Below are 24,870 nucleotides of genomic sequence, written 5' to 3' on the forward strand. Positions count from 1 at the left end.
CGCTCACTACAGTCTGATTCAGGCCTTGGTTTTTTTCTTGGGCACGATCTTGCGCAGCACCCGCTGAGCCAGGCGCTTCAATTTCGACTCTTTCTCAGGCTCTGCCAGGCCTTGCTGGCGCAGCCAATCTTTCCAGCGAATCCGCTCCTCACGCACCAGCCAGCCCTCCTGCTGGGCGAAGCTTTCCGCCAGGTACAAACCCCGCGTGCTCGCCGGGTACAACTGGTCTTTCTTGACGGTGTACAACTCAGCCCGGGGCTGGCCGTCTTTCAATGGCATCAGGTACAGGTCCGGGCGTTGACGGTCGAGGCGGGCGACCAGTTGGTCGCCTTCGAGGCGCTCGTCCACATGGAACAGGCTCAGGGATTTGGCTTCCTTGGGCACTTCCAGGCGCAGGTCGTAGATCAATTGCAGCGATGCCGTGGGCAGGTGCACGTAAGCGCGCGGGCGTTCGATCAACTGGGTGGTGGCGCAGCGCACCGGGCGAGCCGCGCCGGACAGCGGGCTGAGACGAAAGGGCAGGGCTTCGCGGTAATGCAGGGCGGCGGAGTAGGGCGCCGGCAGCCAGGTGTCGTTGAAGCGCCCGCCGAGCCAGCCTTCCGGCGTCTCCAGCAGGCATTCTTCGGCAATTTCCTGGATGGCGGTGTGCAGCGGCAGGTTCAGCTCATGGGCGGGCACGTAGCCGGAGATCAGCTTGAGTACCACGTCGCCACGGTCCTGGCGGCGCTGGCGCACCAGCACCCAGTAATCCTTGTTTTGCCAATGCAGGGTCAGGCGCACCGACACGCCGAGGTTGGCCAGTTCCAGGGCGAAACGCTCAGGGTCTGCCACCTCCACCGGCTTGCGCCGTTGCAGGGTTTGGGCAAAGTTGAGCGGCATGCCGACGCTCTGGTAGCTCAGGCCTTCGGGGGTGGCTTCGACGTGCAGCGGCAGTGTCTTGAAGTTGCTGGGGTTTTTTCTTATGAGCGTTCGCGGCATGTCGGCTCCTTCTTGCGACGGGGTCGGCCGCGTCGGCGGCATCAGAGTTGACGAATGACCTGGGCAGCGGTCGCCACGTTATGGGCCAGGTGCAGCGGATTAATGGTCCCGACAATAGCACTGGCAACGCCTGTTTGCGCAAACAACAACATGAAACTGGCGCGAATTGGATCCATTCCAGGCTCCAGGCAGACGTGGCCGCTGGCCAAGGCCTTTTTCACCAGGATGCCCTTGCCGTGGGCCGCCGCATATTCAATGACGGCTTTCTCGGCCTGTTCGTTCAAATTGTAGGTGACCATCGCGCAATCACCCTGTTCCAGAGCCTTCACACCGCCCTCGACGGTCTTGCCGGAAAAGCCGAAACCACGGATCTTGCCTTCCTGTTTCAGCGTCGCCAGGGTCTGGTAGACCTCGCAGTCATTGAGGATATGCAGGTCGTTACCGTCGGAGTGCACCAGCACCAGGTCGATAAAGTCGGTTTCAAGTCGTTTCAGACTGCGTTCGATCGACATCCGGGTGTGGGCCGCGCTGAAGTCGTGGCTGGAGGCACCGTTCTCGAACTCTTCGCCGACTTTGCTGACGATCACCCAGTCTTTGCGCTGGCCCCGCAGCAGCGGCCCCAGACGTTCTTCGCTCATGCCATAGGCCGGCGCGGTGTCGATCAGGTTGATGCCCAGTTCACGGGCCTGGCGCAACAGCATGCGGGCCTCGTCGTCGCCGGGGATCTGGAAGCCGCTGGGGTATTTCACCCCTTGGTCGCGGCCCAGCTTGACGGTGCCCAGGCCCAGCGGTGACACCAACAGGCCAGTGCTGCCCAGGGGGCGGTGCAGGTCGTGCAGGGTGGGCAGGCTCATGGCAACAGTTGCTCCCAGGCAGGCACGCCGATGGCGGGTTTTGGCAGGTCGGGCAGCGGCTCGCTGGCACTTGGGCGGATGCCGTCACGTTCCAGGCTGTTGATCACCCGATCGGCGAAGTCCGGTGCCAACGCCAACTTGGTGGGCCAGCCCACCAGCAGGCGGCCTTGTTCGGCGATGAAGGCATTGTCGGGGCGGGTCAGGCCCGATTGCAGGGGCTCGGCACGGTCGACACGCAGGGTCGCCCACTGGGTCTGGCTCATGTCGATCCACGGCAGCAATTGCGCCAGCTCTTTCTGGGCCGTGGCGATCTGTTCCTGCGGCGTGCGCGCCACGCCATCGGCCTCGGCAATATCGCCGCCCATGTACCACACCCAATTGCCATCGGCGGCCGGGTGAGTGGTGACGGTGATGCGTGGCTTGGTGCCGCCGCCCAGGCAGTGGGCATACAGCGGCTTGAGGCCGGGGCCCTTGGCAATGATCATGTGCAAGGGGCGTTTTTGCATGGCTGGCTGGCTGATACCCAGCGTGGTCAGCAGATCAGCCGTGCCGGCGCCGGCACTCAACACGATGCGTTGGGCGCGGATCTCGCGACCGTCCACCTTCAAGCCCACCAAAGCGTCGCCTTCCAGCAACGGTTCGATGTGCTGGCCGGCGAGCAAACCATCGCCGGCCAGCTGGGCCAGGCGTTCGATCAGGCTCGGTACATCGATGACCAGCTCCGCCAGGCGATAGACCTTGCCCTTGAAGCGGCGGTCTTGCAGCGCCGGCGGCAAGTCGTCGCCTTTGACTTGGTCGACACGGCCACGCACGGCCTTGCTGGCGAAGAAACTGGTGAGGTTGCCGGCAAGCGTGCCGGGGGACCACAGGTAATGCGCCTCGGATAACAAGCGCACGCTGCGCAGGTCCAACTCGCCGTTACCCGCCAGTGCTTCGCGCCAACGGCGCGGCATGTCGGCAATGGCTTCGGACGCGCCGGTGATGGCGCCGTGCAGGGCGTATTTCGCGCCGCCGTGAATGATCCCTTGGGACTTCACGCTTTGCCCGCCACCCAAGGTGGCGTTTTCCACCACCACCGTGGAAAACCCCTGGCGGCGCAGGCGCGCATTCAGCCAGAGGCCGGCAACCCCGGCGCCGACTATCAGAACGTCGGTGGAAATAACGGATGGCATGGGCGACCTCAGTGTTCAAGACAAGGGGCGCAGTATACAGGCTGTTGAGGAGTGGTCAGTGCCCGGCGGTTTTCGAGAACAGCTGAATCACCACCACGCCCAGCACAATCAGGCCCATCCCCAGCATCGCCGGAATATCCAGCTTCTGCCCGTAGATAAACAACGCCGCGATGCTGACCATCACAATGCCCATTCCAGCCCACACCGCGTAGGCCACGCCCACCGGTACGGTGCGCACCACCAGCGTCAGCATCCAGAACGCCACGCCGTAGCCGACGATCACCAGCAGCAGGGGGATGGGCGTGCTCCAGCCCTTGATGGCTTTCATGGAAACGGTGGCGATCACTTCCGAGCAGATGGCGATGGCCAGGTAGTAGTAAGCGGCGTTCATGGGGCAGTCCTCGGGTAAGGCGATCAGTTGAGGCTGGCATTCTAGAGTCTTGTCAGATGGGGTAAAGTCATTACCTATCCGAATCAGAGATGGGTTGAGCCATGAGCGTGCAGTGGGATCTGGAACAGATGCGCCTGTTTGTCAGCGTCGCCGAGCAGCGTTCGTTTTCGGCGGTGGCGCGCCAGCAGCGCAAGGCTCAATCGGCGGTCAGCAATGGGATTGCCATGCTGGAGGCGGACCTGGGCGTCAGCCTGTTCGAGCGCAGCAGCGGCCGCCAGCCCCGGCTGACCGAAGCCGGCAGCGTGTTGCTGGAGGAAGCACGCGAAGTATTGCGCCAGTGCGAGCGACTCAATGGTCGGGCACTGTCATTGACCCGTGGTGAAGAGGCTTGCCTGCGCCTGGCCCAGGATGAAGCCATGCTGTTCCAGCCGGTGCTCGACAGCCTGGAGGCGCTGGCGGGCCAATACCCCTTGCTGGAAGTGCAGTTGTCCAGTGCGGCCCAGGGTGATGTGGCGCGCAAGCTGGTGGAGCGCAAGGCTGACCTGGGTCTGTTGTTCTATCACGACCAGATCCCCGAAGCCCTGGAGCGGCGCGTGGTCGGCAGCGTGGAGATGGTCACGGTGTGCGGCGTAAACCACCCGCTGGCCAAGGAAACCTATGTAACCTGCCAGCACCTGGCGCAGTTCCGCCAGTTGCTGATGTCGACCCAGACCAGCGTCTACCCCGGCAGCGAAGCCGCCAGCCCGCTGGTGTGGCGCGCCGACAGTTTCTACGTGCTGGCCGAATGGCTGATGAGTGGCCTGGGCTGGGCCTGGCTGCCGCGGCATATCGTGCAATACCCGACCTACCAGCAACAGATGGTCGAACTGGACAGCGAATGGACGCCGCCGGCGCTGGTGGTCGAGTTGGTCTGGCGGCGCGACGAGCATCTGGGGCCGGCGGCGCGTTTCCTGGCCAAACGATTTGCCGAGTGCTTGCAGGCGATCGACTGAAAAAGCCGATAAACTCCGCCGCCATGAATAGAACTCTCTACAGCTGTCTGTTTTACCTGGCGCTGCCCTTGGTGGCTTTACGTCTGTGGTTGCGTGCGCGCAAGGCGCCGGCCTATGCCAAGCGCGTCAGTGAGCGCTTTTCCTATGGCTTGCCGGTGATGCAGCCGGGCGGGATCTGGGTGCATGCCGTGTCGGTGGGCGAAAGCATTGCCGCCGCGCCGATGGTGCGCGGCTTGCTCGAGCGTTATCCGACGCTGCCGATTACCGTCACCTGCATGACGCCGACCGGGTCCGAGCGCATCCAGGCGTTGTTCGCCAATGAACCGCGAATCCAGCACTGCTACTTGCCGTATGACTTGCCGTGCGCGGCCAAGCGTTTCCTGGATCGCGTACAGCCCAAGCTCGCGGTGATCATGGAAACCGAGTTGTGGCCCAATCATATCCACGCCTGCGCCCAGCGCGGGATTCCGGTGGCATTGGCCAATGCGCGGTTGTCGGCGCGTTCCGGCAAGGGCTATGCGCGCTTCGCCAAGTTGACGGCGCCGATGTTGGCCGAGATGAGCCTTTTCGCAGTGCAGACGCAAACCGAAGCCCAGCGCTTCCTGGATTTGGGCGCTCGGCCGGAAACCGTCGAAGTCACCGGCTCGATCAAGTTCGACCTGACCATCGATCCCCAGTTGCCGGTACGCGCCGCCGCGTTGCGCGCGCAATGGGGCGCCAGCGAGCGTCCGGTGTGGATCGCCGCGAGTACCCATGAGGGTGAAGATGAGGTGGTGCTGGCGGCCCATCGCCAACTGCTCGACAGCTACCCCAACGCCTTGCTGATTCTGGTGCCACGCCATCAGGAGCGCTTCGGCCCGATGTTCGAATTGTGCGAGCAGCAGGGTTTTGCCACGGTGCGTCGCTCCAGTGGCGAACCCGTCAGCGCGAACACATCGGTACTGCTCGGCGACACCATGGGCGAGTTGCTGTTTCTCTACGCCTTGGCCGACAGCGCCTTCGTAGGCGGCAGCCTGGTGGCGACCGGTGGGCACAATCCACTGGAACCGGCGGCGCTGGGCTTGCCGGTGATCATGGGACCGCACGTGTTCAACTTCCTCGAAATCACCGCGATGATGCGCGAAGCCGGCGCGTTGCGCGCGGTGGATGACGCAGAAGGGTTGGCCGAAGCCGTCCGCCAGTTGTTCGAACTGCCGCAGGATGCGCGCAAGATGGCGCAGGCGGGGCTCAAGGTGATGCAGGCCAACCAGGGCGCGTTGAAGCGTTTACTGGATGGGTTAGGTCGACTGCTGGCTGACTGAATCACCACCTGACTCAATGTGGGAGGGGGCTTGCCCCCGTTGGCGGTCGATCAGTCACCTATACGGTGCCTGACACTCTGCTATCGGGGGCAAGCCCCCTCCCACATGGGTTTGCGGTGGATTCAGTTGGCGGGGCGGGCCTTGAGTTGTTCGGCGGCGGCCTTGGCCAGGTCCGGCGGCAGAAAGTCGCGGTCCGGGTTGTAGTCAGCCTTGAGGTAGCGCGCCAGGTCCTGCAGGTCGCCTGGGTTCAGGGTGCCCGCCGCCTGCTTCAAGCGCAGGTTGTCGAGGATGTAGTCGTAGCGGCTGTTGTTGTAGTTGCGTACCGACGCATAGAGCTGGCGCTGGGAGTCGAGCACATCGACGATATTGCGCGTCCCCACCTGATAGCCGATTTCCGTGGCTTCCACCGCGCTCTGGTTGGAGATGATCGACTGGCGGCGCGCCTGTACCTGCTCCACATCGGTGTTCACCGCGCGGTGCAGGTTGCGCGTGTTTTCTACCACCTGGCGGCGCAGGCCTTCGCGCTGCTGCTCGGTCTGGCCCAGGCGCGAGTAGGACTCACGCACCTGCGAGCTGGTCAGCCCACCGCTGTAGATCGGGATGCTCAGGCGCAGGCCGATGGTGCGCTGTTCCACATCGCCCCGGTACGGGGTGCCGAAGGCATTCGGGTTGCTGAAACCGAGGGCGTCGTTATCGCCTTTTTCATATTGCGCCACGGCGTCCAGGGTCGGTGCGTGGCCGGCTTTGCGTTGCTTGAGGGTTTCCTCGGCGGCCGTGACCGCGTAGTTGCTGGCCAGCAGGTTCAGGTTCTGGCGGCCGGCGGTTTCGACCCAGGCCTTGGCGTCATTCGGCAGCGGCGGCAACACCGGCAGCGTGTGGACGATGCCCTGGATCGAGTTGTACTGGCGGTTGGTCAGGGTGATCAGCGCTTCAAAGGCGTCTTCGACCTGGCGCTGGGCCAGGATGCGGTTGGCGCGGGCGGTGTCGTAGCTGGCCTGGGATTGCAGCACGTCGGTCTTGTCCGACAGGCCCACGTCAAAGCGCTCGTTGGACTGGTCCAGCTGGCGCTTGAACGCGTTTTCTTCGGCCTTGGTCGAGGCCAGGTTGTCCTGGGCGCGCAGCACGGCAAAATAGCTTTCGGCGCTTTGCAGGATCAGGTTCTGTTCGGTGGCCGACAGTTGCAATGCCGCCTGCTCATTGGTGGCCTCGGCGGCTTGCAGCTGGAACCAGCGGTCGGCACGGAACAACGGCTGGCTCAAGGTGGCGCGCCAGGAGTGGGCATCGCGGTTGGCGGTGGCGGCCGGCGTGTCGATCTGGGTGCGCACGTTATTGATGTCGGCACCGCCGGTCAGGTTCGGCAGCAAGCCGGCACGGGCCTGGGGCACCACTTCCTTTTGCGCGCCGTACTGGGCACGGGCGGCGGCCAGGTCGGCGTTGTTGTCCACCGCTTCCTGGTAGACGCTGACCAGGTCGGTTTTGGCGGACAAGGGCGCTTCAGCTGCCCAGACCATTCCGTTGGTCGCACAAGACACGGCAAAAGCCAGTGAAAGTTTGCGCAGCATGAGGCGATCCCTAGTTTGAATATTACGGTGATAATTTAGCGCCCAAGGCTAAGGCCGGCCATTCCTGGCGTCAAGCATTGTGGCGGCAACCGAGTGTAGTGGTGCTGACTCGGCGCAACAATCCCGCAATCACGCCATTCATCACGCTGAATGCACCGCCATTGGCAATTTGCCCACGGCATGGTCTAGACTGGCCGCGTTCTTGTCGGGGTGCCTTGTTGGAAGGCTGAGATCGGTAAATACCGGATCCCGTTGAACCTGATCAGGTTAGCGCCTGCGTAGGGAACAAGATTTCTCGTCACCCGGCGAGTCCTCTTGTGCTTCGTCCGGGATGTTGTTCGACAATCGAACAGCCTCGTGCGCCAAGCACAGCACTGGTTCCAGTGCGTCCGTCCGTCACAGGTTCGCTCCGACAAAAATCCACCGCCTGGATAAGTTGGAGAGCCCGTGATGACTACAACATTAAAAAACACCGTGCATTTGAGTGAATCGGCCAAGGTCGACTCCGGCTCCGTGCAGCCCTTTACCCGCTCGCAGAAGATCTACGTAGAAGGCACCCGCCCGGACATTCGTGTACCGATGCGACAAATCAGCCTGGACGTCACCCCCACCGATTTCGGCGGTGAAATCAACGCGCCGGTTACTGTGTATGACACCTCCGGCCCCTACACCGACCCCAACGTGATCATCGATGTGCGCAAAGGCCTGGGCGATGTGCGCTCGCCGTGGATCGAAGCGCGTGGCGACACCGAGCGCCTGTCGGGCCTCAGCTCGCACTTCGGCCAACAGCGCCTCAGCGATGCTGAACTGACCGCGTTGCGCTTCGCCCACGTGAAGAACCCGCGTCGTGCCAAGGCCGGCGCCAACGTCACCCAGATGCACTACGCGCGCAAAGGCATCATCACCGCCGAGATGGAATACGTCGCCATCCGCGAGAACATGAAGCTCGAAGAAGCCCGCGCCAGCGGCCTGCTCGACCAGCAGCACGCGGGCCACAGCTTTGGCGCCAGCGTGCCGAAGATCATCACCCCCGAATTCGTGCGCGAAGAAATCGCCCGCGGCCGCGCGATTATCCCCGCCAACATCAACCACACCGAACTGGAACCGATGATCATCGGCCGTAACTTCCTGGTGAAGATCAACGGCAACATCGGCAACAGCGCCCTGGGTTCGTCCATCGAAGAAGAAGTGGCCAAACTCACCTGGGGCATTCGTTGGGGGTCGGACACGGTGATGGACCTGTCCACCGGCAAGCACATCCACGAAACCCGTGAGTGGATCATCCGCAACTCGCCGGTACCGATCGGCACCGTGCCGATCTACCAGGCCCTGGAAAAAGTCGGCGGCGCCGCCGAGGACCTGACCTGGGAGCTGTTCCGCGACACCCTGATCGAACAGGCCGAGCAGGGCGTCGACTACTTCACCATCCACGCCGGCGTGTTGCTGCGCTATGTGCCGCTGACCGCCAAGCGCGTGACCGGCATTGTGTCCCGTGGCGGCTCGATCATGGCCAAGTGGTGCCTGGCGCACCACAAAGAGAACTTCACCTACACGCATTTCGACGAAATCTGCGAAATCATGAAGGCCTACGACGTCAGCTTCTCCCTCGGCGATGGCCTGCGCCCGGGTTCGATTGCCGACGCCAACGACGCCGCGCAGTTCGGCGAGCTGGAAACCCTCGGCGAACTGACCAAGACCGCCTGGAAGCACGACGTGCAAACCATGATCGAAGGCCCCGGCCACGTGCCGATGCAGTTGATCAAGGAGAACATGGACAAGCAGCTCGAGTGCTGCGACGAGGCGCCGTTCTACACCCTCGGCCCGCTGACCACCGACATCGCGCCAGGTTACGACCACATCACCTCCGGCATCGGCGCGGCGATGATCGGCTGGTTCGGTTGCGCCATGCTCTGCTACGTCACGCCCAAGGAGCATCTGGGCCTGCCGAACAAGGATGACGTGAAGACCGGGATCATCACCTACAAGATCGCCGCCCACGCGGCGGACCTCGCCAAAGGCCATCCGGGCGCGCAGATCCGCGATAACGCCTTGAGCAAGGCGCGTTTCGAGTTCCGCTGGGAGGACCAGTTCAACCTCGGCCTGGATCCGGACACCGCGCGTTCCTATCACGACGAAACCCTGCCGAAGGATTCGGCCAAGGTCGCGCACTTCTGCTCCATGTGCGGGCCGAAGTTCTGTTCGATGAAGATCACCCAGGAAGTGCGTGAGTACGCGGCCAACCAGCGCATTGAAGCGGTGGATGTGGACGTGGCCAAGGGCTTGGCGGAGCAGGCGGAGCGGTTCAAGCAGGAAGGCAGCCAGCTCTACAAGAAAGTCTGATTCAAGATCGTAGGCGTCTGTACCGGCCTTATCGGGGGCAAGCCCCCTCCCACATGACTCAAACTGTGGGAGGGGGCTTGCCCCCGATAGCGATCCAGCAAACAACAAATGCCCCTCAGAGATAGCCCCCTTGAGCATTCAACCGAGTACTTACTCCCCCGATATCGCAGTGCCGAGCGACAAAAGAGTCTTCGGCGCCCGCGACCTGTTCTCCCTGTGGTTCTCCCTCGGCATCGGCCTGATGGTCCTGCAGACCGGCGCGTTGCTGGCGCCGGGCCTGGGCTTGTCCGGTTCGTTGCTGGCGATTTTCCTCGGCACCCTGGTCGGCGTCCTGCTGCTGGCCGCTGTCGGCGTGATCGGCAGCGATACGGGCCTGTCCGCCATGGCCGCGCTCAAGCTCAGCCTGGGTGCCAGGGGCGCCAGCCTGCCGGCGCTGCTCAACCTGCTGCAACTGATCGGCTGGGGCTCGTTTGAAATCATCGTGATGCGTGACGCCGCCAGCCTGTTGGGCGCGCGCGCGTTCAGCGGCGGTAGCCTGTTGGCCAGTCCATTATTGTGGACGCTGTTCTTTGGTGGCCTGGCGACCTTGCTGGCGGTCAGTGGCCCGCTGACGTTTGTGCGCCAGGTCCTGCGCAAGTGGGGCATCTGGCTGCTGCTCGCCGCCTGCCTGTGGCTGACCTGGAACCTGTTCGCCAAAGCCGACCTCGCCGCGCTCTGGGCCCAGGCCGGTGACGGTTCGATGTCGTTCGCGGTGGGCTTTGATATCGCCATCGCCATGCCGTTGTCATGGCTGCCGCTGATCGCCGATTACTCGCGCTTCGGTAAACGCGCCAAAAGCGTGTTCGGCGGCACGGCGCTGGGGTTCTTTATCGGTAATTTCTGGCTGATGAGCCTGGGCGTGGCCTACACCCTGGCGTTTGCGCCGAGCGGTGAGGTGAATGCGCTGTTGCTGGCGTTGGCCGGGGCTGGCCTGGGGATTCCGCTGCTGCTGATCCTGCTGGATGAGTCGGAAAACGCCTTTGCCGATATTCACTCGGCGGCGGTTTCCAGCGGCATGTTGTTGCGCTTGAAGGTCGAGCACCTGGCGTTGGCCATTGGTGTGATCTGCACGCTCATCGCCTGCTTTGCGCCATTGGCCCAGTACCAGAACTTCCTGTTGCTGATCGGCTCGGTGTTCGCGCCGCTGTTCGGCGTGGTGCTGGTGGATCACTTTATCCTGCGTCGCCGTGGTCAGGGTGCTGTCGCCAATCTGCGTTGGTCGGCGCTGCTGGCGTGGTTGGGTGGCGTCGTGACGTATCACCTGCTGGCCAATCTGTATCCGGACATCGGCGCGACCCTGCCGGCGCTGGTGCTGGCAGGGCTGTTGCAGTTGATCCTGGGGCGGGCCTTCAGCGGCGTGCAGGCACCAGCTCAGGCTGGATGATGCCGTCCAGGCGTGAGTAGGGAATCTGCAATTCGACGTGGCCCAGGGCGTACGGCGCGATGGTTTTGGTGGGGTACTTGAGGATCACGCCACCATAAGTCAGCGCCACGTTCGGGGTTTTCTGGAAGGGGTAGGTCTTCACATACTCTGGCTCCAGGCTCAGGCGGGTGCTGATCAACCAGCTGTTGTGGGCCACCTGGGCGGCTTTCCAGAACGCGTCTTCCTTGCCGGGCAGCAGCATGTCGGTCAGGGTCAGGGCCTTTTGCCGCTGGCGCGAATAGTTGATGAATGCGCGGCCGGGCTCGCCGTGGGTGGCGCCCTGGTCCAGGTAGCTGGACAATTCGATGATCACCAAGCCGTCATGCTGTTCACGTACCTTGGCCTGCAAGTACATGCTGTTGCGTGGGGCGGCGGTTTTGAGGAATTGCTCGCGATAGGTCTCCAGGCTGGTCGGCAGGGGATCGCTTTGGGTCATTTCCAGCAGGCGCTGTTCAATCAATGCGTCCAGCTTGGGGTCCTTGGCAAAGTGCACGGTGTCGATATTCACCAGTGGGCAATCGGCGCTGGCGCAGCCCGGCTTGCTCTGCTCGGTGGCGTCGCGGGTGGCTTCCAGCGGGGCTTTGTAGCTTGGCTGGAACAGGCTCTGGCACGCGCCGAGGGTCAATGCGATACAGGCCACGGAGGCGATTTTTAAAAGCGACATGTAAGTCCTTCGTCTATCGATAAGAGCGAAATTTGTGCAGCTTCGACTGCCAGCACGGCAGTCAGTTCGCCACTAAGCTGATTAGAGTGTGTTTGACGCCCGCCGTCTATCCCGGCAACTGGAAAGGGGCTGCATCCAGAGGCATGAGCGCGTTAGGATGGCGCCAATTGCGCAGGCTCAACGAGGAAGGGATATGACGGATTTTGCAAAATCGACGCCGAGCACAATCGAGATTGTTCAGCGCGACAATGCCTACCAGGGCTTCTACAAGCTTGATCGCGTGCAACTGCGCCACGAGAAGTTCGATGGCGGCATGAGCCGGGTGATCAACCGCGAAGTCTTTGTTCGTCATGATGCCGTGTGCGTGCTGCCCTACGACCCGCAGCGTGATGAAGTGGTGCTGATCGAGCAGTTCCGCGTCGGCGCCATGGGCCGTACCGACAACCCGTGGCTGGTGGAGATGGTCGCCGGCCTGATCGACAAGGACGAAGAGCCGGAGGAGGTTGCACACCGCGAAGCCGAGGAGGAAGCTGGGCTGACATTCTCCGCGCTGTGGCCGATCACCAAGTATTTCCCGTCGCCCGGCGGCAGTACCGAATTTGTCCACTTGTACCTGGGCCGTTGCGACAGCTCGGGCGCGGGCGGCGTCCATGGATTGGAAGAAGAAGCTGAAGATATCCGCGTCACCGTGTGGGCCTTCGAAGATGCCCTGCAAGCGGTGCGCGACGGCAAAATTTCCAACGCAGCCAGCATTATCGCCCTGCAGTGGCTTGCGCTTAATCGCGCGGAAGTGAGGGGGTTATGGCAGTAAAGGCACGGGAACGTTATCGAGTCGACCTGATCGGGCTGCAAGCCGCCTGCGAGGCCAACTATGCGCGGCTGATGCGCCTGCTCCCCGACATGCGCCACGCCCCCGAGGCGCGGCGTATCGGCGTGACCCATGGCGACCAGATGCTCGGCGTGCTGGCCCTGGAGGTCATCGTCAACTGCCCGTACACCACCACCCTGCGCGTGCGCCAGGAACACAGCCTGCCTTGGCTGCCGGTGCCGCAGTTGGAAGTGCAGGTGTACCACGACGCGCGCATGGCCGAAGTGATCAGCGCCGAACATGCGCGGCGCTTTCGCAGCATCTATCCTTACCCCAACGTGTTCATGCACCAGCCCGATGAGAAGGCACAGCTCAATGTGTTCCTCGGTGAATGGTTGAGCCACTGTCTGGCCCTGGGCCACGAGTTCGAAGCTGTGCGGTAGATGTGAACTGCGTCCGCTTCCTGGGTTTCCTCTTTGTGTCCTGCCCCAGCATAATCACGCCAAACGTCCATTCCTGCGATTGCCTTGGGAGAGCGCCTTGTCGAGCGTATCCACCGTGAGCCCTGATGCACCGGCCTTGCTGGTGCAACTGTCTGACAGCCACCTGTTTGCCGAGGCCGATGGCACGCTGTTGGGCATGAACACCCGTGACAGCCTGCACAGGGTGATCGAGTTGGTGCGTGCGCAGCAGCCACGCATTGATCTGGTGTTGGTCACCGGGGATCTTTCCCAGGACGGCACATTGGAGTCGTATCAGCAGTTTCGCGATATGACGGCGCCCATCGGCGCCCCGACGCGCTGGATTCCCGGCAATCACGACGAGCCGCAGATCATGGCCCACGCCGCGGTGCACAGTGATTTGCTGGAGCCGGTGGTCGATGTCGGCCAGTGGCGCATCACCCTGCTGGACTCCGCCGTACCCGGTTCGGTGCCCGGTTACCTGCAGGACAGTCAATTGCAACTGCTCGCCCAGGCCCTGAGCGAGGCGCCAAACCGTCACCACCTGGTGTGCTTCCACCATCATCCGGTGTCCATCGGTTGCGCCTGGATGGAACCCATTGGCCTGCGCAACCCGGAGGCCCTGTTTGCGGTGCTCGACCGTTTCCCGCAGGTGAGGGCGGTACTGTGGGGGCATGTGCACCAGGAGATCGACCACGAGCGCAACGGCGTGCGCCTGCTGGCGTCGCCGTCCACCTGCATCCAGTTCGCGCCGGGCAGCGAGGATTTCAAAGTCAGTGAGCAAGCACCGGGCTACCGCTGGCTACGCCTGCATGCCGACGGACGGTTGGAGACCGGCGTGGAGCGGGTCCAGGGCTTCGAATTTACCGTGGACTACGGCAGCAACGGCTATTGACTGTGGCAGGGGGCTTGCCCCCGACGGCGGTGGATCAGTCACATCTAACCGTGCCTGACACTCCGCTATCGGGGGTAAGCCCCCTCCCACATTGGATCTTCGGTGTATTGAGGGCCGAGGTCATCACACATGGCCCCGATCCCTGTAAACTGCGGCTCTTTGGCTGAGTCATGGAGAGCCCGGCATGTCCGCTTCGATCCTGTATATCCACGGTTTCAACAGTGCGCCCGCGTCCAACAAGGCCACTCAGTTGATCACCGTGATGGGCGCCATCGGCCTGGCTGACCAACTGCGTGTACCGGCCCTGCATCACCATCCCCGTCAGGCGATTCCTCAACTGGAAGCCGCGATTGCCGAACTGGGTCGGCCACTGCTGGTCGGCAGCTCACTCGGCGGCTACTATGCAACCCATCTTGCCGAACGCCATGGCCTCAAGGCATTGCTGGTAAACCCGGCGGTCAGCCCCCATCGGATGTTCGACGGTTACCTGGGCACCCAGAAGAACCTCTACACCGATGAAACCTGGGAACTGACCCACGACCACGTGACGGCCCTGGCCGAGCTGGAAGTCCCGGCGCCCCAGGATGCCGCGCGGTATCAGGTGTGGTTGCAGACCGGGGATGAAACCCTGGACTATCGCCTTGCCCAGCAGTATTACCGAGCCTGTGCCTTGCGCATCCAGGCCGGCGGCGACCATGGTTACCAGGGGTTCGCCCGGCAATTACCGGCCATGTTGAGCTTTGCCGGCATTGGCGCAGATCAGTATCAATCCTTCGACTTTGCTGCACTGTAAAGTCGCAGGTCATTTTTTAATCGAACGACTCACGACGAGACCCCATGGCCACTCCCAGCGCTAGCTCTTATAACGCCGACGCCATCGAAGTCCTCTCGGGCCTCGACCCGGTGCGCAAACGCCCCGGCATGTACACCGACACCAGTCGGCCGAACCACCTTGCCCAGGAAGTCATCGACAACAGCGTCGACGAAGCCTTGGCCGGTCACGCCAAGTCGGTGCATGTCATTCTTCACGCTGACCACTCCCTGGAAGTGTCCGACGATGGTCGCGGCATGCCGGTGGATATCCACCCGGAAGAGGGCGTGCCGGGCGTCGAGCTGATCCTCACCAAGCTCCATGCGGGTGGCAAGTTCTCCAACAAGAACTACCAGTTCTCCGGTGGCCTGCACGGTGTGGGTATTTCCGTGGTCAACGCCCTGTCTACGCTGGTGCGGGTCAAGGTCAAGCGCGACGGCAACGAGTACCAGATGACTTTTGCCGATGGCTATAAAGCCACCGACCTGGAAGTGATCGGCACCGTTGGCAAGCGCAACACCGGCACCAGCGTGTACTTCGCCCCGGACCCGAAATACTTCGATTCGCCGAAATTCTCCATCAGCCGCCTCAAGCATGTGCTCAAGGCCAAGGCCGTGCTGTGCCCGGGCCTGCTGGTGACCTTTGAAGACAAAGGCACTGGCGAGAAGGTCGAGTGGCATTACGAAGACGGCCTGCGTTCGTACCTGGAAGATTCCGTCAGCGACTTCGAGCGCCTGCCCAACGAGCCGTTCTGCGGCAGCCTGGCCGGTAATAAAGAAGCCGTGGACTGGGCGCTGCTGTGGTTGCCCGAAGGCGGCGACAGCGTGCAGGAAAGCTACGTCAACCTGATCCCCACGGCCCAGGGCGGCACCCACGTGAACGGTTTGCGTCAGGGCCTGCTGGATGCCATGCGCGAATTCTGCGAATACCGCAGCCTGCTGCCACGCGGCGTGAAGCTGGCGCCGGAAGACGTGTGGGAGCGCATTGCGTTCGTGCTGTCGATGAAGATGCAGGAGCCGCAATTCTCCGGCCAGACCAAAGAACGCCTGTCCTCCCGTGAAGCGGCGGCGTTTGTCTCCGGTGTGGTCAAGGATGCATTCAGCCTGTGGCTCAACGAACACCCTGAACTGGGCCTGGCCCTGGCTGAACTGGCGATCAACAACGCCGGCCGTCGCTTGAAGGCCAGCAAGAAGGTCGAGCGCAAGCGCATCACCCAGGGCCCGGCACTTCCAGGCAAGCTGGCCGATTGCGCCGGGCAGGACCCGATGCGCTCCGAGCTGTTCCTGGTGGAAGGTGACTCCGCCGGCGGTTCCGCCAAGCAAGCGCGGGACAAGGAGTTCCAGGCGATCCTGCCGTTGCGCGGCAAGATCCTCAACACCTGGGAAGTCGATGGCAGCGAAGTCCTGGCCAGCCAGGAAGTGCACAACATCGCCGTGGCCATTGGTGTAGACCCGGGCGCGGCGGACATGAGCCAGCTGCGCTACGGCAAGATCTGCATCCTCGCCGACGCCGACTCTGATGGTTTGCACATTGCCACCTTGCTATGCGCGTTGTTCGTGCAGCACTTCCGCCCGCTGGTGGATGCCGGCCACGTCTACGTCGCCATGCCGCCGCTGTACCGGATCGACCTGGGCAAAGAGATTTACTACGCCCTGGACGAAGCCGAGCGCGATGGCATTCTCGACCGCCTGGTAGCCGAGAAAAAACGCGGCAAACCCCAGGTCACGCGATTCAAAGGCCTGGGTGAAATGAACCCGCCACAACTGCGCGAAACCACCATGGACCCGAACACCCGGCGCCTGGTGCAGCTGACCTTGGACGACTTCGCCGCCACCTCGGAAATGATGGACATGCTGCTGGCGAAGAAACGCGCGCCGGACCGCAAGTCCTGGCTGGAATCCAAAGGCAACCTGGCCGAGGTTCTGGGCTGATGCGCACAGGTTTCGCCCTGGCGATCCTGATGTTGAGCAGTTTGGCGGCCACCCAGGTGGCTGCCGCGCCTGCGGCCGAGCTCAATCTAGTGTCCGAACACCCGGTGGATGGCATGCGCGGCGGCAACCTGTCGGGCCTGGCGCTGTGCGGCAACGAGTTGTGGACGGTTTCCGATCGTGATGACGATCAGATCTACCGCCTGGATATAAGCGCGCCGACCTGGAAGGCCGAAACCGTGAAGATCGACGTGCCACCGGTGCCCGAGTCCGGCTTGCCCTGGGGGTTGCGTTCACGTACCAAGGCCGCGTCTTTCATTCGCGGTGGCGACCTGGATTTTGAAGGGATCACCTGCGATGCCGTCGGTAATCGCTACATTGTCAGCGAAGCCCATGCGGCGGTGCTGCAAGTGCCGGTAACGGGGGCGCCGGATTGGTTGAAGATCGCGCCGGGCATGGTGCGTGAGGCCCGTGCCAGTGGCCTGTTGCTGCACTTCAATGCATTGTTTGAAGGCCTGGCGATAAACCCCGAAGGCAACCAGATCTGGCTGGCGGCTGAGCGTGAACGGCGTGGCCTGATTTCCATCAAGCGTCCGCAAAGCCTGTGGGACTGCGATGGTCCGTGCGTGTTGTTAAGTGAGGCGGGTACCGAGATGCAGCCTGCCCAGGTGCCCAAGGCCAAGGCCGTCGCCAGGAATTTTTCGGATGTGGCGCTGTTTCAGGGCAAATTGTTCACGCTCGAAAGCAGCCGATACCAGCTGTGCCGCCGCGATGCCGTCACGGCGGCGGTCGAGCAGTGCTGGTCATTTGCTTCCGAGATGCTTATGCCACAACGCCGATATGATCAGCCTTACGGCCTGGCCGAAGCGCTGGTGGTGGATGCCGATGGCGCCTGGATCGGTCTGGACAACAATTTCGGCCCCCGCGCCGATGGTGAAAAACGCCCCATGGTCTATCGTTTTGCCGCCCCTGCCGGTGGCTGGAGCGCCAAGCCATGAGCCGATATTTTTTTGAATTGACCCGGCGCCGTGGCATTTCCGCTGCGCCATACCCAAGCATGATGAGGCCCGCATGAGTGACATCCTCGCAGACAGCTTAGACGGCGTAGAACGCCGGTCGCTGGCTGACTTCACCGAAAATGCCTACCTCAACTACTCCATGTACGTGATCATGGACCGTGCCTTGCCGCATATCGGCGACGGCCTGAAGCCCGTACAACGGCGCATCATCTACGCCATGAGTGAGTTGGGCCTGGACGCCGATTCCAAGCACAAGAAATCGGCGCGTACCGTCGGTGACGTACTCGGTAAGTTCCACCCCCATGGCGACTCGGCGTGCTACGAAGCCATGGTGCTGATGGCGCAACCGTTCAGCTATCGCTACACGTTGGTGGACGGTCAGGGCAACTGGGGTGCGCCGGATGATCCCAAGTCCTTTGCGGCCATGCGATACACCGAAGCGCGCCTGTCGCGTTACTCGGAAGTGCTGTTGAGCGAACTGGGGCAGGGCACCGCCGACTGGGGGCCGAATTTCGACGGCACCCTCGACGAACCGCTGGTGTTGCCGGCACGTTTGCCGAATATCCTGCTTAACGGCACCACCGGTATTGCGGTGGGTATGGCCACTGACGTGCCACCGCACAACCTGCGTGAGGTCGCCACGGCCTGCGTGCGTTTGCTGGATGAGCCCAAAGCCACGGTGGAGCAGCTCTGCGAGCATATCCAGGGCCCGGACTATCCGACCGAAGCGGAAATCATCACACCGCGCGCCGACCTGCTGAAAATGTACGAAACCGGCAAGGGCTCGGTGCGCATGCGCGCCGTGTACCACATCGAGGATGGCGACATTATCGTCACCGCACTGCCGCACCAGGTGTCGGGCGCCAAGGTGCTGGAGCAGATCGCCGCGCTGATGCAGGCCAAACCGTCGAAACTGCCGCAGGTGGCCGACCTGCGTGACGAGTCCGACCACGAGAACCCATGCCGCATCGTGATCATCCCGACCAACAGCCGGGTCGACCACGAAGTGCTGATGCAGCATCTGTTCGCCAGCACGGACCTGGAGTCCAGTTACCGGGTCAACGTCAACATCATTGGCCTGGACGGCAAGCCGCAGTTGAAGAACCTGCGCAACCTGCTGGTGGAGTGGCTGGAATTCCGGGTGCAGACCGTGCGTCGCCGCCTGCAATTCCGCCTCGATAAGGTCGAGCGCCGCCTGCACCTGTTGGACGGCTTGCTGATCGCCTACCTCAACCTGGATGAAGTGATCCACATCATCCGTACCGCCGAGCACCCGAAAGCCGAGTTGATCGCGCGTTTCGAGCTGAGCGAGATCCAGGCGGACTACATCCTCGACACCCGCTTGCGTCAATTGGCGCGACTGGAAGAAATGAAGCTGCGCGACGAACAGGACGCGCTGCTCAAGGAACAAGCCAAGCTGCAAGCCCTGCTGGGCAGCGAAGCCAAGCTGAAAAAGCTGGTGCGCAGCGAGCTGATCAAAGACGCCGAAACCTACGGCGACGACCGTCGCTCGCCAATTGTGCAGCGTGCCGAGGCGAAAGCCCTGACAGAAACCGAGCTGCTGCCAAACGAGAAAATTACTGTCGTTCTGTCGGAAAAGGGTTGGGTTCGATCCGCCAAGGGGCATGATATTGACGCCACCGGTCTGTCGTACAAGGCCGGTGATGGGTTCAAGACCGCTGCGGCCGGGCGTTCCAACCAGTTTGCAGTGTTTATCGATTCCACCGGGCGCAGTTATTCGGTGCCGGCCCACACCTTGCCATCCGCACGGGGGCAGGGCGAGCCGTTGACCGGGCGCCTGACGCCGCCGCCAGGGGCGAATTTTGAATGTGTGCTGCTGCCGGACGATGATGCGCTGTACGTGATTGCTTCCGACGCGGGTTATGGGTTCGTGGTCAAGGGTGAAGACCTGCAGGCCAAGAACAAGGCGGGCAAGGCGTTGCTGAGCTTGCCGAACAACGCCAAGGTTATTCTGCCGCGGCCAGTGGATGATCGTGAAAGCAACTGGCTGGCGTCGGTGACCACCGAAGGTCGGCTGCTGGTGTTCAAGATCAGCGACCTGCCGCAGTTGGGTAAAGGTAAAGGCAACAAGATCATCGGTATTCCCGGCGAGCGTGTGGCCAGTCGCGAAGAGTATGTGACCGATATCGCGGTGATCCCGGAAGGTGCAACCCTAGTGCTGCAGGCGGGTAAGCGCACGCTGTCTCTACGCCCTGACGACCTTGAACATTACAAGGGCGAACGTGGTCGGCGTGGGAACAAACTGCCTCGAGGCTTCCAGCGAGTGGATGCCCTGCTGGTAGAAGCGCCGGTTTAACGCGTTTTAGAGCTCTCGATCTACGATTTAACGCGTAGATCGACGCTTTGGCGCTGGAGTCATGGCGCATATTCACGGATGATATGGCCTTTCCAGCGCCGGCGTGGCCGAGCGTGTTTAGGTTATTTTTAGTATTACATTGTGGTTTGCCTTGTGGCAGCCACCTGGATGGGATGATGACTGCTCCACGCCTTCCTTTTATTTTCATGCTCGCTGGCCTTTTGGGGTTGGCGGGTTGCAGCACCCATCAACCGGTGTCGCTGTACCAGCTGGACAGCGGAAGTCCGGCTCAACCTGCACAGACCGCCGGCATGGCGGTCTTGCTCGGCCCGGTGGTCGTAGCCGACTACCTGCAACGCGAAACCCTTCTGCAACGTCAGAACGATGGAAGCCTGCAAGGTTCCACCGATGGCCGTTGGGCGGGCAGTTTGTCCTCCGACATCAACCAGTTGATGTTGCGCCAGGTGGCGGGTCAGTTGGACAGCCAGCGTGTGGTCCTCGCGCCTGCGCCCACCGGTTTTACCCCGGATGTGCAGGTGTTGCTGACCATTACCCGGCTCGACTCCGGTACGTCGCAACCGGCAATCCTCGACGCGCAATGGCGTTTGATCGACCGTCGTGGTCAGGTGCGCGATAACCGCATCGTGCATTTGCAGGAACAGCACACCGGCTCCACTGCGTCCCAGGTCCAGGCCCAGGGCGTGCTGTTGCAGCATCTGGCGCAGCAGTTGTCGGTGGCGCTCAAGCCATTGGCCAACCAGCCGCCGATTGCCGAAGCGCCGCGCAAGCAGAGCGCCCCGGCGCAGGCCAAGCCGGCCGCTCCGGAAAAGCCGAAGATGCCAATGGCGACGCCGATCCGTACGGATATGGAAGTGTTCAGGTTCTGATCTGAATCGCGCACAAACAAAAGGCCCGCTGAGTAAGCGGGCCTTTTTGTTTGTGCGCAATTTGAGCCAGGCTGCGGACCCAATGTGGGAGGGGGCTTGCCCCCGATAGCGGTAGTTCAGTTAATGATGTGTTAACTGATACTCGGCTATCGGGGGCAAGCCCCCTCCCACATGAGTCCTACCGTTTTATTTGGTGCGGGTCTCATGCATCCGCGCCAACTGCCGCTCCAGCATCGACGGATACGGCTCCATCAACCGCTCCACACAACTGGCACCTTCAGGGCTGGCAATCGGGCGGATACGTGCGCGTTGGCGGATCAGCGTGTCTTCACTGATCTTGCGCTCCACCAGCAGCAGGTTGCGGCTGTGTTGGGACAAGGCCAGGGCATCCTGGGCGTTCTCGGTGAGCAACAGGTCGATCTGGCTTATGCCGAACAGATCGTCGCCTACTGTCAGGCCAAGCTGCAGTTGCAGGGTAATGCCGCTGTCTGCCACTTCGATCTGCAGTTCATGACCCAGGGCGCGCAGCAACTCGCCGCAGCAGATGGCGTTGGTCAGGTAGTCTTCACCGCTGTCTTCACTGTGGAACAGCATCAGCGTGCTGCCATCGTTCAGGGTGTGCAATTCGCTCTGGTACAGCGAAGCGGCCTGGTCGAGGCAGTCACGGTAGCGTTCCAGCAACTCGGTCAGGCGTGCGCGTGGCAGGCGACGGAGTTGATCCTGTGCTCCCAGTTGCACCGCCAGCACGGCGCTGTACTGGGGTTCTGCACTCTTTACCGGAGCCGGTTTGGCGGCGACGGCCGGGGCGCTGGCCGAGGTGTCGCGCAGGTCGGCGAACGGGTCCTCGTCGTCCAGCTCATCTTCTTCGGCTTTGAAGGCCTGGCGGGTGGCAGGTTTGAGGCCCGCCACCGGCGCGTCTTCCACTTCAAACTCAGGCTCATCGTCGAACTCAGGCTCGGGCTCAATCTCGCGCACCACCGGTTCCGGGGCGAAGCTGGCGTGCAGCTGGCGAGCGAGGTCGCCTATTTCGTCCTGGCGATCAGTGGCCGGGGTATGTTCGTCGATGTCCCGCAGCCAGATGCGCAGTTGCATCAAGGGCGTAGAGATATGCCGTCCCAGGCGCAGGCTCAGGGCCAGGGCCAATGCCAGCAGGATCGCGCTGAGAATGCCCATGCTCTGCAGGCTGATGGTCATCGGCTGCTGGAATTGCTGCATGTCGAGACTGATGCGCAGTTGCCCGGCCTTCACATCCTGAAAGGTGATATTGCTCGAATACAGGCCTTCTGCTTCACCCAACAGGCCGTTTTTCGGGCGTTGCCCGGCTTCGGCCATGATCCGGTTGTCTACGCTGTAGATGGCGGCGTGCGCCACCAGCGGGTTCTTGGTCAGGTTGTTGAGCAGCACGTTGAGGCTGAGGATGTCGTTGGACACCAGCAACTCAGTCGCCGAGGTGGCGGTCTGGGTGGTCAGGCTCTCGCCCAGGGCGTCGGCTTGCTCGTGCATGGCCTGCTTGAACTGCAAACCCATCACGCAGGCGTAGATCACCAGGGCCAGGGCGACCAGGATCACGTTATGGCTGGCGATGCGTAATGCGATCGGTACACGGCGATGGCGCAGTGCCCGGAAGATCAGCAAGAAGAAATTATCGGTTTTTACTGGCGTGGGCCGGTTCACTTGCGCTCGGCTCTTGGTCCGTGAAGTTGACGCGCAGTATAGCGACAGCCCTAGGACCGGCAAAGCGCTGGCTGTGCCCGATGGTCACTGAAAGTGGGTAGAATGCGGTTTTTTTCCAGCCTGGGGGTGCGCCTTGCGCGAAATTGTCCTGATTAACATCACTGGGGAAGACCGCCCGGGTCTGACCGCAGCCATTACCGGCGTTCTGGCCCAGGGTGGTGTGAACATTCTCGACATCGGCCAGGCGGTGATCCACGACACCTTGTCGTTCGGCATCCTGGTCGAAATCCCGAGCACCGAGCAGGCGTCTTCGGTGCTCAAGGACATCCTGTTTACGGCGTACAAGCTGGACCAACAGGTGCGTTTCACTCCGGTGTCCGAAGCCGATTACCAGCAATGGGTGGCCGGCCAGGGCAAGAAACGCCATATCGTCACGCTGCTGACCCGCAAGGTCACCGCCGAGCAACTGCAGCGCGTCAGCTCCATCACCGCGCAATATGGCCTGAATATCGACCATATCGACCGTTTGTCGGGTCGTATGCCATTGGACACGCCGGCCGACAAGGGCAAGGGCTGCATCGAGTTCTCCGTGCGCGGTGAACCGGCCGATCCGCAGGCCCTGCGCGCCGAGTTTCTCAGCGTGGCCCAGGAGCTGAACGTCGATATCGCCTTCCAGGAAGACTCGCTGTTCCGCCGCAACCGCCGCCTGGCAGTGTTCGACATGGACTCCACCCTGATCGAAGCCGAAGTGATCGACGAACTGGCCAAGGCTGCGGGTGTTGGCGAGCAGGTCTCGGAAATTACCGAGCGTGCCATGGCCGGTGAGCTCGACTTCCGCGCCAGCTTCAAGGAGCGCCTGGCGCTGCTCAAGGGGCTGGACGTGAGCGTGCTGGACTCCATCGGCGCTTCCCTGCGCCTGACCGAAGGTGCAGAGACTCTGTTCGCCGAGCTCAAGCGCCTGGGCTACAAGACCGCCATCCTGTCGGGCGGCTTCACCTACTTCGCCAAGCAATTGCAGGCCAAGTTGGGCATCGACTATGTGTACGCCAACGAGCTGGAAGTGGTGGATGGCAAGGTGACCGGCGTGGCGGTGGAGCCGATTGTCGACGCACAGCGCAAAGCGGATCTGCTGAAGGAATTGGCCCACAAGGAAGGGTTGCGTCTGGAGCAGACCATTGCGGTCGGCGACGGGGCGAATGACTTGCCGATGTTGGCAATCGCGGGGTTGGGCGTGGCGTTCCGGGCCAAGCCGTTGGTGAAGCAGTCGGCCAAGCAGGCGATTTCGACATTGGGGCTGGACGGGGTGTTGTATCTGTTGGGCTTTCGCGACCGCGATGGTCAGCTGTAACTGAAGAAGCGCAGTTCAAAAATGTGGGAGGGGGCTTGCCCCCGATTGCGGTGGATCAGCTCATGCATGTGCTTGCTGACACTCTGCTATCGGGGGCAAGCCCCCTCCCACATTTGACCTTCACTGAGTTCAAATCAGGCTTTTGGCAGTGCAATACCCTGGCCCATTTGCACTGGCGTACCCGCTGCCAATTCTTCAGCCCACTTCACCTGATCCGGCCCGAACAGCACAATCGCCGTCGAACCCAGCTTGAAGCGACCCAACTCGGCACCTTTTTCCAGGTGGATCGGCGCCCGAGCTGCCTCGTCATAACGGAAGGTTTTCAGCTCACGCTTCGGCGGTGTCACCAGCCCGGCCCACACGGTTTCAATCGACGCCACAATCATCGCGCCCACCAATACCACGGCCATCGGGCCGCGTTCGGTGTCGAAGATGCAGGCAACGCGCTCGTTACGTGCAAACAACTCGGGTACGTTCTCAGCAGTGGTCTGGTTGACCGAAAAGATGCGCCCTGGAATGTAGACCATCTCGCGCAGCGTGCCGGCCAACGGCATGTGCACGCGGTGGTAGTCCTTCGGCGAGAGGTAGATGGTGGCGAAATTACCGCCCATGAACGGCGCCGCTACGGCTGCATCGCCACCCAGCAGTTCCAGCACGCTGAAGCTGTGGCCTTTGGCCTGGAACACGCGGCCATGCTCGATCGGACCCAACTGGCTGACCGCACCATCGGCTGGGCTCAGCACCGCGCCTGGGGTTTGATCCAGCGGGCGGGCGCCGTCTTTCAGGGCACGGGTGAAGAAGGCGTTGAAGTGCTCGTAAGCGGTGACGTCTTCTACCAGGGCCTGGGACATGTCCACTTGATAGCGCTTGGCAAACCAGCTGGTGAAGGCGTTCTTGAACCAACGCACGCGGCATTCGGCAATGCAGCCAGCCAGGCGCGACAGCAAGTGGTGCGGCAGCAAGTACTGGCTGAGGATAAACAACTGCTTTTTCATAACTGTCCTTA

Annotated in this window: 21 protein-coding genes and 1 riboswitch; of the genes, 13 read left to right on the forward strand and 8 right to left on the reverse strand. The window is 62.2% G+C overall.

Annotation, left to right across the window (positions count from 1 at the left end; all coding sequences use genetic code 11):
- Positions 1-18: 18 nt before the first annotated feature.
- The 4 genes from ACZ445_RS02380 to ACZ445_RS02395 are packed head-to-tail and all read right to left on the reverse strand — an operon-like array spanning position 19 to position 3,395.
- On the reverse strand, positions 19-978 hold the full coding sequence (locus ACZ445_RS02380; protein WP_058423492.1) for a hypothetical protein: 960 nt from the start codon (positions 976-978) through the stop codon (positions 19-21).
- 41 nt (positions 979-1,019) lie between these two features.
- Positions 1,020-1,832, reverse strand: coding sequence for an aldo/keto reductase (locus ACZ445_RS02385; RefSeq protein WP_058423491.1), 813 nt, complete (start codon positions 1,830-1,832; stop codon positions 1,020-1,022).
- Positions 1,829-3,004, reverse strand: coding sequence for an NAD(P)/FAD-dependent oxidoreductase (locus ACZ445_RS02390; RefSeq protein WP_058423490.1), 1,176 nt, complete (start codon positions 3,002-3,004; stop codon positions 1,829-1,831). Before ACZ445_RS02390 ends, ACZ445_RS02385 begins: the two co-directional genes overlap by 4 nt.
- 55 nt (positions 3,005-3,059) lie before the next feature.
- Entirely contained in the window at positions 3,060-3,395 is a 336-nt protein-coding gene (locus tag ACZ445_RS02395; RefSeq protein WP_049710328.1) for a DMT family transporter, read from the reverse strand.
- Between the two features lie 101 nt (positions 3,396-3,496).
- Between ACZ445_RS02395 and ACZ445_RS02400 the strand changes: the two genes are divergently transcribed.
- Positions 3,497-4,387, forward strand: coding sequence for a LysR family transcriptional regulator (locus ACZ445_RS02400; protein ID WP_058423489.1), 891 nt, complete (start codon positions 3,497-3,499; stop codon positions 4,385-4,387).
- 23 nt (positions 4,388-4,410) lie between these two features.
- Positions 4,411-5,688, forward strand: a complete 1,278-nt coding sequence (gene waaA / locus ACZ445_RS02405) for a lipid IV(A) 3-deoxy-D-manno-octulosonic acid transferase (protein ID WP_058423488.1) — start codon at positions 4,411-4,413, stop codon at positions 5,686-5,688.
- Between the two features lie 122 nt (positions 5,689-5,810).
- Here the strand turns inward: waaA and ACZ445_RS02410 are convergent, their stop codons facing one another.
- Positions 5,811-7,250, reverse strand: a complete 1,440-nt coding sequence (locus tag ACZ445_RS02410) for a TolC family outer membrane protein (protein ID WP_058423487.1) — start codon at positions 7,248-7,250, stop codon at positions 5,811-5,813.
- A 196-nt stretch (positions 7,251-7,446) separates the two neighbouring features.
- Positions 7,447-7,552: riboswitch (TPP riboswitch) on the forward strand.
- Between the two features lie 148 nt (positions 7,553-7,700).
- On the opposite strand from ACZ445_RS02410, the gene thiC reads away from it, so the two are divergent.
- Together thiC and cytX are read left to right on the forward strand one after the other, a co-directional pair.
- Positions 7,701-9,590: a phosphomethylpyrimidine synthase ThiC gene (thiC, locus tag ACZ445_RS02415; protein ID WP_464704715.1), complete on the forward strand. Its 1,890-nt coding sequence runs from the start codon at positions 7,701-7,703 to the stop codon at positions 9,588-9,590.
- Between the two features lie 130 nt (positions 9,591-9,720).
- Positions 9,721-11,013 carry a putative hydroxymethylpyrimidine transporter CytX gene (gene cytX, locus ACZ445_RS02420; protein WP_179029578.1) on the forward strand — a complete coding sequence of 431 codons (1,293 nt, stop codon included), beginning with the start codon at positions 9,721-9,723 and terminating at the stop codon, positions 11,011-11,013.
- On the opposite strand, the gene ACZ445_RS02425 is transcribed toward cytX, so the two are convergent.
- A complete protein-coding gene (locus ACZ445_RS02425; RefSeq protein ID WP_058423484.1) occupies positions 10,979-11,716 on the reverse strand; it encodes an RsiV family protein in 738 nt (245 codons plus the stop codon). The genes cytX and ACZ445_RS02425 overlap by 35 nt on opposite strands.
- Before the next feature lie 193 nt (positions 11,717-11,909).
- On the opposite strand from ACZ445_RS02425, the gene ACZ445_RS02430 reads away from it, so the two are divergent.
- The 8 genes from ACZ445_RS02430 (at position 11,910) to ACZ445_RS02465 (ending at position 20,842) form a co-directional block, all read left to right on the forward strand.
- Entirely contained in the window at positions 11,910-12,527 is a 618-nt protein-coding gene (locus tag ACZ445_RS02430; protein ID WP_058423483.1) for an NUDIX domain-containing protein, read from the forward strand.
- A complete protein-coding gene (locus ACZ445_RS02435) occupies positions 12,518-12,967 on the forward strand; it encodes a DUF1249 domain-containing protein (protein ID WP_012721893.1) in 450 nt (149 codons plus the stop codon). Before ACZ445_RS02430 ends, ACZ445_RS02435 begins: the two co-directional genes overlap by 10 nt.
- Positions 12,968-13,064: 97 nt before the next feature.
- Complete coding sequence (gene cpdA / locus ACZ445_RS02440) at positions 13,065-13,880, forward strand: 3',5'-cyclic-AMP phosphodiesterase (RefSeq protein WP_179029579.1); 816 nt, start codon at positions 13,065-13,067, stop codon at positions 13,878-13,880.
- Positions 13,881-14,064: 184 nt separating this feature from the next.
- Positions 14,065-14,673 (forward strand): YqiA/YcfP family alpha/beta fold hydrolase, encoded by a 609-nt coding sequence (locus tag ACZ445_RS02445; RefSeq protein WP_248485841.1) that lies wholly within the window; start codon positions 14,065-14,067, stop codon positions 14,671-14,673.
- Between the two features lie 44 nt (positions 14,674-14,717).
- On the forward strand, positions 14,718-16,622 hold the full coding sequence (gene parE / locus ACZ445_RS02450; RefSeq protein ID WP_058423480.1) for a DNA topoisomerase IV subunit B: 1,905 nt from the start codon (positions 14,718-14,720) through the stop codon (positions 16,620-16,622).
- Complete coding sequence (locus ACZ445_RS02455; protein ID WP_058423479.1) at positions 16,622-17,617, forward strand: esterase-like activity of phytase family protein; 996 nt, start codon at positions 16,622-16,624, stop codon at positions 17,615-17,617. The genes parE and ACZ445_RS02455 overlap by 1 nt, the downstream gene beginning before the upstream one ends.
- A 73-nt stretch (positions 17,618-17,690) precedes the next feature.
- Positions 17,691-19,955 carry a DNA topoisomerase IV subunit A gene (parC, locus tag ACZ445_RS02460; protein ID WP_058423478.1) on the forward strand — a complete coding sequence of 755 codons (2,265 nt, stop codon included), beginning with the start codon at positions 17,691-17,693 and terminating at the stop codon, positions 19,953-19,955.
- A gap of 176 nt (positions 19,956-20,131) precedes the next feature.
- The gene (locus tag ACZ445_RS02465; protein ID WP_058423477.1) at positions 20,132-20,842 is read left to right on the forward strand and encodes a PqiC family protein; all 711 of its coding nucleotides are present in this window, start codon (positions 20,132-20,134) and stop codon (positions 20,840-20,842) included.
- A 186-nt stretch (positions 20,843-21,028) separates the two neighbouring features.
- Here ACZ445_RS02465 and ACZ445_RS02470 read toward each other — a convergent pair whose 3' ends face one another.
- Positions 21,029-22,516, reverse strand: coding sequence for an AhpA/YtjB family protein (locus ACZ445_RS02470; protein WP_179029812.1), 1,488 nt, complete (start codon positions 22,514-22,516; stop codon positions 21,029-21,031).
- A gap of 133 nt (positions 22,517-22,649) precedes the next feature.
- Between ACZ445_RS02470 and serB the strand changes: the two genes are divergently transcribed.
- Positions 22,650-23,864: a phosphoserine phosphatase SerB gene (gene serB / locus ACZ445_RS02475; RefSeq protein WP_058423475.1), complete on the forward strand. Its 1,215-nt coding sequence runs from the start codon at positions 22,650-22,652 to the stop codon at positions 23,862-23,864.
- Between the two features lie 134 nt (positions 23,865-23,998).
- Here the strand turns inward: serB and asd are convergent, their stop codons facing one another.
- Positions 23,999-24,859 (reverse strand): archaetidylserine decarboxylase, encoded by an 861-nt coding sequence (gene asd, locus ACZ445_RS02480; RefSeq protein WP_310863248.1) that lies wholly within the window; start codon positions 24,857-24,859, stop codon positions 23,999-24,001.
- Positions 24,860-24,870 lie beyond the last annotated feature (11 nt).

It is taken from the genome of Pseudomonas allii (genome assembly GCF_055380095.1).

Bases quoted from the DNA above. Each gene is read 5' to 3' on its own strand.
- ACZ445_RS02380 (WP_058423492.1), bottom strand. From the start codon at position 978: ATGCCGCGAACGCTCATAAGAAAAAACCCCAGCAACTTCAAGACACTG.
- ACZ445_RS02385 (WP_058423491.1), bottom strand. From the start codon at position 1,832: ATGAGCCTGCCCACCCTGCACGACCTGCACCGCCCCCTGGGCAGCACT.
- ACZ445_RS02390 (WP_058423490.1), bottom strand. From the start codon at position 3,004: ATGCCATCCGTTATTTCCACCGACGTTCTGATAGTCGGCGCCGGGGTT.
- ACZ445_RS02395 (WP_049710328.1), bottom strand. From the start codon at position 3,395: ATGAACGCCGCTTACTACTACCTGGCCATCGCCATCTGCTCGGAAGTG.
- ACZ445_RS02400 (WP_058423489.1), top strand. From the start codon at position 3,497: ATGAGCGTGCAGTGGGATCTGGAACAGATGCGCCTGTTTGTCAGCGTC.
- waaA (WP_058423488.1), top strand. From the start codon at position 4,411: ATGAATAGAACTCTCTACAGCTGTCTGTTTTACCTGGCGCTGCCCTTG.
- ACZ445_RS02410 (WP_058423487.1), bottom strand. From the start codon at position 7,250: ATGCTGCGCAAACTTTCACTGGCTTTTGCCGTGTCTTGTGCGACCAAC.
- thiC (WP_464704715.1), top strand. From the start codon at position 7,701: ATGACTACAACATTAAAAAACACCGTGCATTTGAGTGAATCGGCCAAG.
- ACZ445_RS02425 (WP_058423484.1), bottom strand. From the start codon at position 11,716: ATGTCGCTTTTAAAAATCGCCTCCGTGGCCTGTATCGCATTGACCCTC.
- ACZ445_RS02430 (WP_058423483.1), top strand. From the start codon at position 11,910: ATGACGGATTTTGCAAAATCGACGCCGAGCACAATCGAGATTGTTCAG.
- ACZ445_RS02435 (WP_012721893.1), top strand. From the start codon at position 12,518: ATGGCAGTAAAGGCACGGGAACGTTATCGAGTCGACCTGATCGGGCTG.
- ACZ445_RS02445 (WP_248485841.1), top strand. From the start codon at position 14,065: ATGTCCGCTTCGATCCTGTATATCCACGGTTTCAACAGTGCGCCCGCG.
- parE (WP_058423480.1), top strand. From the start codon at position 14,718: ATGGCCACTCCCAGCGCTAGCTCTTATAACGCCGACGCCATCGAAGTC.
- ACZ445_RS02455 (WP_058423479.1), top strand. From the start codon at position 16,622: ATGCGCACAGGTTTCGCCCTGGCGATCCTGATGTTGAGCAGTTTGGCG.
- parC (WP_058423478.1), top strand. From the start codon at position 17,691: ATGAGTGACATCCTCGCAGACAGCTTAGACGGCGTAGAACGCCGGTCG.
- ACZ445_RS02465 (WP_058423477.1), top strand. From the start codon at position 20,132: ATGACTGCTCCACGCCTTCCTTTTATTTTCATGCTCGCTGGCCTTTTG.
- asd (WP_310863248.1), bottom strand. From the start codon at position 24,859: ATGAAAAAGCAGTTGTTTATCCTCAGCCAGTACTTGCTGCCGCACCAC.